The following is a 10614-nucleotide window of genomic DNA, read 5'->3' on the forward strand; positions in this document are numbered from 1 at the left end:
GCCTTATAAATATTAAAAATTATAATTACAAATCAACAGTTTTAAAAAAACAAGTTCTATTTCCGGTATGACAAGCTGCACCTACTTGTTGTACTTTTATAAGCAAAGTATCATTATCGCAATCTACACTTATATTTTTTACATATTGAAAATGACCTGAAGTAGCTCCTTTGTTCCAATACTCATTTCTTGAACGACTCCAAAACCAAGTAGTTTTTGTTTCTAAAGTCTTTCTTAAGGACTCTTTATTCATGTATGCTAACATTAATACTTCATCATTTTCTACGTCTACAATAATAGTAGGTACTAAGCCTTTACTAAAATCTACAGACTCTAACAATTCATTTCTATTCATATTTTCACCTACTTTAAAATTCCAGAATTATAGTCTTACCTTAACTTTTTTCTCTCTTAAATATTCCTTGACCTGCCTTATTGTAAGTTCTCTGTAGTGGAAAAGAGAAGCAGCTAAAGCAGCATCACAATTAGTTTTTTCAAATACATCATAAAAATGTTCTAATTTTCCACAACCACCAGAAGCTATAACTGGAATATTTACTGCCTCAGTAATGGCCCTTGTAAACTCTAAATCATATCCGTTTTTTGTACCATCAGCATCCATACTTGTAAGAAGTATTTCTCCACAACCAAACTTTTCTGCCTTTTTAGCCCACTCTATAGCATCAAGTCCTGTATCTATTCTTCCCCCAGCAATAACTACATTCCACCCAGATTGGTCTTCTCTTTTTCTACCATCTATAGCTACTACTACACATTGAGTTCCAAACCTTTCAGCCGCTCTTGTTATGAGCGTAGGGTCCTTTACAGCTGATGAGTTTATAGATATTTTATCAGCTCCAGCCTTTAGTATATCTCTAAAATCATCTACAGTTCTTATTCCGCCGCCTACAGTCAATGGTATAAAAACCTTTTCTGCTGTTCTCTTTACCACATCTATCATGGTTTTTCTTCCATCATAAGTTGCTGTTATATCAAGAAATACTATTTCGTCAGCACCTTCGCTATTATAGTATTCTGCTATGGCAACTGGATCACCAACATCTTTTAAATCTACAAAGTTTATTCCCTTAACTACTCTGCCCATATTTACATCAAGACATGGTATTATTCTCTTAGTAAGCATTCTATCACATCCTTTAAAATATAATTTATTTTATCACGATAATATTAAATTTAATTACAATTTAAACCCTATACATTTTTGTTAATAAAATATTTGAAGATATATTAACCTTTAATCATCATATCATCTACTATTTTTTGAAGTTTTTCTACAAAAATATTCATCTCTTCTTCTGATCCAATAGTTATTCTAAGATAATTATTTATTCTAGGTTTATTGAAGTATCTTACTAGCAACCCATTTTCTCTAAGTGTAAAAAATAATTTTTCTCCATTTATTTTAGGGTGTGATGCAAAAATAAAATTTGCCTTAGAAGGTACAACTTCAAAGCCTATTTCTTTTAATTTTGATACTACCATTTCTCTTGTGTCCATTATCTTTGAGGTACAATCTTTGAAATGCTCTTCATCTTTAATTGCTGCCACTGCTGCTTTTGCTGCTACTCTATCTATGGTATAAGAATTCATAGAATTTTTTATTCTATTTAATCCATCTATCAACTCTTCTTGAGCTAGTGCAAAACCCAAACGAATTCCAGCTAGTGATCTAGATTTTGATAGAGTTTGAATTACTAATAAATTAGGGTAATCTTTAATAAGACTAACCACAGACTCACCACCAAAATCTACATAAGCCTCATCAATTATAACTACCTTATCACAATTAAACTCCAATATTTTCTTTATAGCATCTACATCTAATATTCTTCCTGTAGGTGCATTTGGATTTGGAATAATAACTCCACCATTTTTGCATAAAAAATCCTTAACATTTATAGAAAAATCCTCTTTCAATTTTGCTAGTTTATAATTTAATTTATAAAGTTTAGCATAAACAGGATAAAAACTATAGCTTATATCTGGAAATACAATATCTTCATCCTGATTAAAGAAAGCTAGAAATGAAAAAGCTAATACTTCATCTGAACCATTTCCTATAAATACTTGATTTCTATTCAATTTATAATATTCTGCAATAGTATCCCTTAATTCATCACAATTTGGATCTGGATACAATCTCAAATCTTCATTTGCTGCCATTTTTATGGCCTCTAACACTTTTTCTGAGGGAGGATAAGGATTCTCATTAGTATTTAGTTTAATATACTTTTTATCTTTAGGTTGCTCACCACAAACATAAGGTTCTATATTTTTAGTAATTTCACTCCAATATTTACTCATTTAAAATTCCCCCTAATTACTTACAAGCAATTATAGCTTCTGACAAATTGATGTTTCCTGAATATATAGCTTTGCCTGTAATAGCACCATAAATTTCCATATTCTTTATAGACTTCAAATCTTCCACAGTCTTAATACCACCAGAAGCTATTATATTACAGCTTACGCTTTTTTGAATTTTCTCAAGTTGTTCTAAATTAGGTCCTTGCAATGTTCCATCTTTACTTATATCTGTAAATATAATAGTTTTTACACCCATACTTTCCATTTGCTGTGCAAAATCAATATAATCTACATCACTTACATTAACCCATCCATTTACTGCTACTTTTTCATTTTTTGCATCTATTCCTACAGCTATTTTTTCTCCATATTTTTTTACTGCCTTCTTTACAAATTCCATATCCTTTAGTGCAGCCGTACCCAATATTACTCTAGAAACACCGGTTTCAACAAGCATATCTACAGTTTCCATGTTTCTTATACCGCCACCAAGTTCTACCGGTATGTTTACATTCTTTATTACTTCCGATATGATGCTTAGATTTTTAATTTCACCATTTAGTGCTCCGTCCAAATCTACCATATGTATATATTCTGCTCCACTTTTCTTAAAACCCATTGCTACTTCAAGCGGATTTTCACCTACAATTTCTGATTTATTAAATTTTCCCTGATACAATCTTACACATTTGCCATCTCTTAAATCCATAGCTGGAAAAACTATCACTATAACAACCCCCAAAAATTTTTAAGCATCTTTATTCCTGGATCACCGCTTTTTTCAGGATGAAACTGAAAACCGAATACATTTTTTTTACTTACGGCAGCAGGTACATTTATAGCATAAAAGCTATCTGCATCCAAATTATCTTCTTCTAATTCAGCATAATAAGAATGAACAAAATATGCATAGCTTCCGTCTTTTACTCCTTCTAAAAGAGGAGAGTTTTTTAATATGTTTAAAGAATTCCATCCCATATGAGGTATCTTTAAATTAATATCAAATTTCTTTACTTTTCCCTTTATTAGGCCAAGACCTTCTGTGGGCCTAACTTCATCGCTTTCATCAAATAAAAGCTGCATTCCAAGACATATTCCAAGTATTGGTACCCCAGAATCCGCAGCATTCTTTAGTGCCTTATTCATATTTAATTTATTTATATTTTCCATAGCATCGGGGAAAGCTCCTACTCCAGGAAGTATAATACCGTCACTGTCCAAGATCTCATCCACATTTGATGTTATATTGCATTTTCCACCAAAGGATTCAAAGGCTTTCTGAACACTTCTCAAATTGCCCATACCATAATCAACGATACTCAATGTTTTTTCCTTCAAATTTTTCACCCCTTAGTATTTTCTATTAATACCATAATTAAAATAAAACTGCATATTAACTTGCTTTGATTTAAAGACTATAAGCTTCCTTTTGTGGACATTACACCCTTTATTCTTCCATCAATTTGTACTGCTTCACTAAGTGCTCTTCCTAAAGCTTTAAATAGGCCTTCTATCATATGATGGGTATTTTTGCCGTATAGAACCCTTGCATGAAGAGTTATACCAGCATTGAAAGCCACTGCTCTGAAAAACTCTTCTACCATTTCTGTTTCAAACATTCCTAGCTTCTCCGTAACAAAATCACCTTCAAAAACTAAATAAGGTCTTCCGCTAATATCAATGGACACAAGTGAAAGACTTTCATCCATTGGTACATAGGCTGTTCCATATCTCTTTATACTGGCTTTATCTCCAAGTGCTTCACCTATACATTTTCCAAGAACTATACCTACATCCTCTACTAAATGATGTGAGTCCACATAAGTATCCCCTTCTGCCTTAAGGTTTAAATTCATAAGTCCATGCTTTGTCATAAGTATAAGCATATGATCAAAGAATCCTACACCAGTTTCTATATTAGAGTTTCCCTCTCCGTCAAGTTCTAAACTCATATTTATATTTGTTTCCATGGTTTTTCTTGAAATGGCTGCTTCTCTTTTAGCCATAAAAATCACTCCTAAATGATTATATTAGGCACATTCAAATGCCTTATTTAAACCTTACCTTAATTGAATTAGCATGTGCTGTTAGTCCTTCTGTATCTGCAAGTTTTACTATCTTATCCTTCACTCCGTAAAGTGCATCTTCACTGTAGTATATATAACTTGATTTTTTAATAAAATCATCTACAGACAGTGGTGAGAAGAATCTAGCACTTCCACTAGTTGGCAATACATGGTTTGGTCCTGCCATATAATCTCCTAGAGGTTCTGGTGAATAAGATCCAAGGAAAACTGACCCTGCATTTTTTATTCTTCCAAGATATAAGAATGGATCTTTTACCATAAGTTCAAAGTGTTCAGGAGCTATTTTATTTCCTAAATCAATTGCTTCATCCATATTGTTTACTACTAGTATTACTCCAAAATCCTTTAGGGAAGTTTCAATTATTTCTTTTCTACTTAAATCTTCCACTTGCCTTTTTATCTCTTTTTGAACCTTTAAAGCTAATTCCTCTGATGTGGTTACTAAAATTGCAGAGGCAAGTTTATCATGTTCAGCCTGAGACATCAAGTCAGCTGCGATAAATTTTTCATTTCCATTTTCATCAGAAACCACTAGTATTTCACTAGGACCTGCGATCATATCTATATCTACAAGACCAAAAACACTTCTCTTTGCTAAAGCTACAAAAATATTTCCTGGTCCAACTATTTTGTCTACCTTTTTTATAGTTTCAGTACCGTAAGCAAGTGCCCCAATAGCTTGTGCTCCACCTACTTTGTAAATTTCATCAACCCCGGCAATATCCGCTGCAACAAGTATACTTTCGCTTATTGTACCATCTTTTCTAGGTGGTGTAACCATAACAATTTTTTCTACTCCTGCAACTTTAGCTGGAAGTGCATTCATGAGCACAGAAGATGGATATGCTGCAGTGCCTCCTGGTACATATATTCCCACTCTAGCAAGTCCTCTAACTGTTTGTCCCATGACTACACCATTTTCTTTTGTCATGATCCAAGATTTATCTTTTTGTTTTTGGTGAAATTCTGTTATATTTTCCTTAGCTGTTTTTAGAGCCTCTACGAATTCATCATCCACTACTTCATAGGCTTTCTTTACCTCTTCTTCAGTAACAGTTAACTTTTCTATATTTTCACAGTCAAATTTTCTTGTAAACTTTAAAACTGCAGCATCTCCATTTTCTTTTATCTCTGAAAGTATTTCTGCTACCTTTATATTTACGTCATCTTCAATACCTTCTGCTCTCTTTTTTAGACTCTCTAAGTATTCTTTTCCCTCTTTACTATTAGCCTTTAATATATTAATTAACTCACTCATTAAAATTACCTCCTATTAAATATCTTAAAAAACAACAAATAATCATACAGTGTATTTTACTTTTTATTCTTATTCAGATACCCTATCAAATTCATTTACTACACTTTGTACATTGGCTATTAAATTCTTAATTTCATCTTTTCTCATTTTCATACTAGCTCTATTCACAATCATTCTAGCACTTATATCGCATATATCATTAAATACAACTAATCCATTTTCCTTTAAAGTTGTTCCCGTTTCAACTATATCTACAATTGCATCTGAAAGACCTAAAATAGGCGCTAGTTCTACAGAGCCTTCTATTTTAATAATCTCTACATCCATACCAAGTTTTCTAAAATATTCTCTTGTAACTCTAGGATATTTAGTAGCAATTTTCTTTCTGTTATAACCTTCATTTACATTAAAACTTGGTATAGACGCTAGTGCAAATTTGCATTTACCAACTTTTAAATCCATAACTTCGTAGAAGTCTCTTCCCTCTTCTAGTAAAGTATCCTTACCAACTATCCCTATATCTGCTGCTCCGTGTTCTACATAAGTTAATACATCTACTGCTTTTACAAGTACAAACTGTATGTTATTTTTTCTATCGCAAAGTACAAGTCTTCTGCCTTTATTCTTTAATTCTTCTGTATCAATTCCAACTTTTTCAAATATATCTATTGAAAACTTTTCAAGTCTTCCCTTAGTAAGTGCTATTCTTAAAGGTTTTATGCATTCCATATTGATTAGCTCTCCATTTCTAAAATTTATATTTTTAATTTAGTCATCTAAAAATAGACTAGCCTAATGACTATTTATTTCTTTAATGATTCCTTTATCCATTTACTATCTTCTAATTTAAATTCAGTTCCTTCTGACACATTTATAACAGATTTTATATTTATCTTTTCTGCATATTTTAAACTTTCTTCTTCTTTCTTCATTAAACTTACTTCTGCCTTTATTCCCTTATCATTAAAATCCTTAAGTACATCATAAGCTTTATTTAAATCATCAAAATTACAGTGTATAATTTTCTCCATTTTTTTATATTCAAAAACTTTTCCTTGAATTTCTAAAGCTTGAAGAACAATATCTACATTTATTGCAAGTCCTGTAGCTGGCAATTTTTCGCCAAAATTTTCTATGAGTTTATCATATCTGCCACCACTTAGTATGCTATCACCTGCATCCATACAATAACCTCTAAAAATAAGTCCTGAATAATAGTTTAAATTTTGTACCATCCCCAAATCAATGGATATGTATTTGCTAAATCCTAATTTTTCCATTATTTCATAAACTCTTTCTATATTCTCAAGAGCTTTTACTCCATAGGATTTTCCAAGTAGTTCTCTAGTTTCAGTAATAACTTCTTTCCCACCAAATAGCTCTGGAAGTCTTTGTAGTATTTCCAAAGCATTTTCATCAATAACTTTATCATTGCTGCTTAAGAATTCTCTAAGACCCGCAATATTCTTATTTTGAATAAATAATCTAATGCTTTCCTTATCTTCATCACTTAAAGGTAAATTTTCTGTAAGCTGTCTAAAGAACTGTGAATCTCCAATTTCTATTTTGAAATTTTTAAGTCCTATTTTATTTAAGGCCTCTATTCCCGTAATAATTGCCTCTATATCTCCTCTTATACTATCTACTCCAATAATTTCAATACCTGATTGAGTAAACTCACTTAGCTTACCATTTAGAACTTCATTTACTCTAAATATATTTTGGCTATAACAAAGTTTTAATGGATACATATCAGGCTTTATCTTTGTAGCCGCTATTCTTGCTATAGGTGTTGTCATATCAGATCTCAAGACTAAAATTCTTCCTCTGTTATCAAAGAGCTTATACATTTTTTCTTGAGGAATTGGCTGATTTTCCATATTAAATACATCATAGAATTCCAATGTAGGAGAAATGATCTCATGGTATCCATAATTTATATAAACATCTCTAATCAAATCCTCTATTTTAACTTTAGATACACACTCCTGAAAAAGTATATCTTTTGTTCCATCTGGTATATATTTTTTTAAATTTGCCATGATAAGTCCTCCATTAATTTAGCTTTATTGATTTATTGCTTCACCGCTTTACTATACTAAAATATTATCAATTAAATTTCAAAAAGTCAATATTAAAATAAAAACATTGTTAGCACAAATAAAATAATATATGCTAACAATGTTACTCTGCAATATATTCTATTTTTCTATTTTTAAAATATACTGGTTTTAGTCCACATGATTCTGCTATTTTCATTGCCTCTTTATAATTAGAACCTATACTATTTTCACTGTGAGAATCCGATCCTATAGTTACATATTTACCTTTAAGTTCTCCAAATCTTTTGTATATATCTACAAGACTCTTAAAGGATTCACAATTAGAAAGCCTTCTTGTATTTATCTCTATAGCTATATTTCTATCACTAAGAGCTTTAAGTATTTCATCGATTATATCATTATATTCCTTATAATGTATTTCCTTGTCCTCATATTGAGCATATCTACATATATAATCAATATGACCAAGACTATCTATATAGGGATGAGTCTTAATATTGTCTAACATATTTTGAAAATACTCATTATAAGCCTGCTTCTTAGTTTTATTCTCATAAAAGCTCTTTTCATATATATCTATCCCATTTACAAAATGTATAGACCCAAGTACATAATCAAATGGGTGAGTTTTCTCTATTTTAGCGTTTTCTTCTAAGCAATCTTCTCGCATTCCTAGTTCTATTCCAAGAAGAAGCTTGTCACTTCTATATTTATCATACTGTCGAAAGTATTTATCTATATCAAATATAAATTCACCTTCTACAGGAAAATTTAAATCCATATGTTCTGTTATTATAAGACCTATATCATCATTATTTGCCTTTTTAATAGCCCTATCTATGGTAAGTTTAGAATCTGTAGAAAAAATTGTATGAACATGAGTATCAAACATATATAATTCCTGACTTTTAAATACTAGAATATTTAAATCTCTAATATTTTTCTTATCCTATAATATTAAGATAATGTTATCAGGATTTTCACCTACCCTCCATTTTAATATTTACAATTAACCTATATATTATAATTTTACATATCTTTCTCTAAATTTATATTAAATTAATTTTATCACATTTGTTAAATGTAGGCTAGCATATGAAAATACAAAAGAAAATAGGATTTGGCAAAAAGTATTAACAATACTCTTTACTAAATCCTATTTATAAAATTATAATATTAACCCACTATATCTGAGAATTCTATATTTACAATATTTTTTCTATTGCTTACCAAATTATGATTTTCTGAAATCTTATCTTTATCTAATAATAAAACAGGAAGTTCAATTAAAAATTCGCTACCTTTTCCCTCTTCACTCTCGACCCATACTTTGCCATTATGCATTTCTATTAATGCCTTCACTATAGAAAGTCCTATACCACTTCCGCCACACTCCTTAGCTATAGATTCTTTTGCTTGTATAAATCTTTCAAATATGCTATTCCTCATTTTCTCTGGAATGCCTATTCCCGTATCCTTAACTGATATAAGCACTTTATTTCCCTTATCATAAATATTCACCATTATCTTTCCACCAGGTTTTGTAAACTTAACTGCGTTTGAAAGAAGATTTATAATTACCCTGCTCATTTTTTCTTCATCACAGGCAATATATTTTTCTTCCATATCCGTATCAAATATTAGTTGAATATTTTTACTCTTAATGTATTCTGCTATAGACATAGATGTATCTTCAACTACTCTTACAATGTCACAATTTTCCATATTTATATTGAAATATCCTGAATCAATCTTAGTTATATCAATTAAGTTATTTATAAGTTTTAGAAGTCTATAACAATTTTGTTTTGTCATGTTCAAATATTTATTTAAATTATTATCACTAATTTTTAAATTTTTAAAATTCATTTCTAATAATTGTACAGCTGTAAATATGACATTTAATGGTGTCCTCAATTCATGTGATATATTTGCAAAGAAATCTTTTCTTATTTTATCTGACTGTAGTACCTGTTGTAAAAGTTTCTCGTTTTCTTCTGCTTTTTTACTTTCAGTTATATCTCTAGCTATAGTCATTACAATATCTCTATCATAGGGAATAGATGCTGCAGTTGCCTTTACAAAAACTTCATTTCCTTCTATATCTATATATTTTTCTTCTACAAAAGAGCATGCCTTTCCATTTTGCTTTGCAATTTCCATTCTTTTTTTAACTAATTCATGATAATCTCTATGTACAAAATCCAGAATATCCTTTTCCATAATCTGTTTAGTACTCTTTAATTTAAATAAATCTAATGCAGCTTTATTTGCAAAAATAAATTTATTGTGTTTACTTATTATAATTGCATTAGGACTCAAACTTAGAACTGTCCTATATCTCTGAGAAGCTTTTTTCAGTGCAAGTGCTGTGGAATCTTCTTTTATATTCTGTTTTTTTAATTTATTATTTATTTTTTCTAACTGTAAATTTTTTTCTTTAAGCTTGGTATTCAAACTATTTAACTCAGAAAAAAATTTATTATATGGCTTTTTTATTGACAAATGTATTGTGATTTTATAAATTAAATAAAAAGATATAAATTCAATAACTTGACTAAATATGTATGTAATCTTATTGGAATATCCATAAAAATTATATAAGAACTGAGAAATAATTATAAATACAGCAGCCAGCAAAATCATATTAAAAATACTTTTATTGTAATCATCTCTATATTTAAAGTCTATACCAATTAATATAATAGCTATAATAACTTGTACATAATTTTTTATGCCATTAAATTCATTTATAAAACTTACATTAGCTACAGTTAAAGAGGATAAACCCGTATAAGTAATAACATATATTAAACTAATGACTGCTAGAATTGCATAACACATTCCTAATAAGATCATTGAGTTGTTCTTTAAATAT

11 protein-coding genes are annotated in these 10614 nt (G+C 29.9%); all 11 read right to left on the reverse strand.

Translation table 11 applies throughout. From position 1 onward, the window contains the following. Positions 1-25 precede the first annotated feature (25 nt). Positions 26-355, reverse strand: coding sequence for a phosphoribosyl-AMP cyclohydrolase (gene hisI / locus RH99_RS16110; RefSeq protein WP_010240636.1), 330 nt, complete (start codon positions 353-355; stop codon positions 26-28). Positions 356-382: 27 nt separating this feature from the next. Next, the gene (hisF, locus tag RH99_RS16115) at positions 383-1144 is read right to left on the reverse strand and encodes an imidazole glycerol phosphate synthase subunit HisF (RefSeq protein ID WP_010240639.1); all 762 of its coding nucleotides are present in this window, start codon (positions 1142-1144) and stop codon (positions 383-385) included. A gap of 104 nt (positions 1145-1248) precedes the next feature. Beyond that, positions 1249-2325: a histidinol-phosphate transaminase gene (gene hisC, locus RH99_RS16120; protein ID WP_010240642.1), complete on the reverse strand. Its 1077-nt coding sequence runs from the start codon at positions 2323-2325 to the stop codon at positions 1249-1251. A gap of 16 nt (positions 2326-2341) precedes the next feature. Next, entirely contained in the window at positions 2342-3055 is a 714-nt protein-coding gene (hisA, locus tag RH99_RS16125; RefSeq protein WP_010240644.1) for a 1-(5-phosphoribosyl)-5-[(5-phosphoribosylamino)methylideneamino]imidazole-4-carboxamide isomerase, read from the reverse strand. Continuing rightward, positions 3055-3666, reverse strand: coding sequence for an imidazole glycerol phosphate synthase subunit HisH (gene hisH / locus RH99_RS16130; RefSeq protein WP_010240646.1), 612 nt, complete (start codon positions 3664-3666; stop codon positions 3055-3057). The genes hisA and hisH overlap by 1 nt, the downstream gene beginning before the upstream one ends. A gap of 77 nt (positions 3667-3743) precedes the next feature. Continuing rightward, positions 3744-4334, reverse strand: a complete 591-nt coding sequence (gene hisB / locus RH99_RS16135; RefSeq protein WP_010240647.1) for an imidazoleglycerol-phosphate dehydratase HisB — start codon at positions 4332-4334, stop codon at positions 3744-3746. Positions 4335-4377: 43 nt separating this feature from the next. Next, on the reverse strand, positions 4378-5673 hold the full coding sequence (gene hisD, locus RH99_RS16140; RefSeq protein WP_010240649.1) for a histidinol dehydrogenase: 1296 nt from the start codon (positions 5671-5673) through the stop codon (positions 4378-4380). Positions 5674-5742: 69 nt separating this feature from the next. Then, a complete protein-coding gene (gene hisG, locus RH99_RS16145; protein ID WP_010240651.1) occupies positions 5743-6402 on the reverse strand; it encodes an ATP phosphoribosyltransferase in 660 nt (219 codons plus the stop codon). Positions 6403-6476: 74 nt separating this feature from the next. Then, a complete protein-coding gene (locus RH99_RS16150; protein ID WP_010240653.1) occupies positions 6477-7715 on the reverse strand; it encodes an ATP phosphoribosyltransferase regulatory subunit in 1239 nt (412 codons plus the stop codon). A 142-nt stretch (positions 7716-7857) separates the two neighbouring features. Beyond that, positions 7858-8628: a histidinol phosphate phosphatase gene (locus RH99_RS16155; RefSeq protein ID WP_010240656.1), complete on the reverse strand. Its 771-nt coding sequence runs from the start codon at positions 8626-8628 to the stop codon at positions 7858-7860. Positions 8629-8912: 284 nt separating this feature from the next. Then, positions 8913-10614, reverse strand: a 1702-nt coding sequence (locus tag RH99_RS16160; RefSeq protein ID WP_193352388.1) for an MASE3 domain-containing sensor histidine kinase, incomplete at its 5' end; no start/stop codon positions are given.

It is taken from the genome of Clostridium arbusti SL206, from assembly GCF_000246895.1.
GTDB classification, from domain to species: domain Bacteria; phylum Bacillota; class Clostridia; order Clostridiales; family Clostridiaceae; genus Clostridium_I; species Clostridium_I arbusti.

Bases quoted from the DNA above. Each gene is read 5' to 3' on its own strand.
- hisI (WP_010240636.1), bottom strand. From the start codon at position 355: ATGAATAGAAATGAATTGTTAGAGTCTGTAGATTTTAGTAAAGGCTTA.
- hisF (WP_010240639.1), bottom strand. From the start codon at position 1,144: ATGCTTACTAAGAGAATAATACCATGTCTTGATGTAAATATGGGCAGA.
- hisC (WP_010240642.1), bottom strand. From the start codon at position 2,325: ATGAGTAAATATTGGAGTGAAATTACTAAAAATATAGAACCTTATGTT.
- hisB (WP_010240647.1), bottom strand. From the start codon at position 4,334: ATGGCTAAAAGAGAAGCAGCCATTTCAAGAAAAACCATGGAAACAAAT.
- hisD (WP_010240649.1), bottom strand. From the start codon at position 5,673: ATGAGTGAGTTAATTAATATATTAAAGGCTAATAGTAAAGAGGGAAAA.
- hisG (WP_010240651.1), bottom strand. From the start codon at position 6,402: ATGGAATGCATAAAACCTTTAAGAATAGCACTTACTAAGGGAAGACTT.
- RH99_RS16150 (WP_010240653.1), bottom strand. From the start codon at position 7,715: ATGGCAAATTTAAAAAAATATATACCAGATGGAACAAAAGATATACTT.
- RH99_RS16155 (WP_010240656.1), bottom strand. From the start codon at position 8,628: ATGTTTGATACTCATGTTCATACAATTTTTTCTACAGATTCTAAACTT.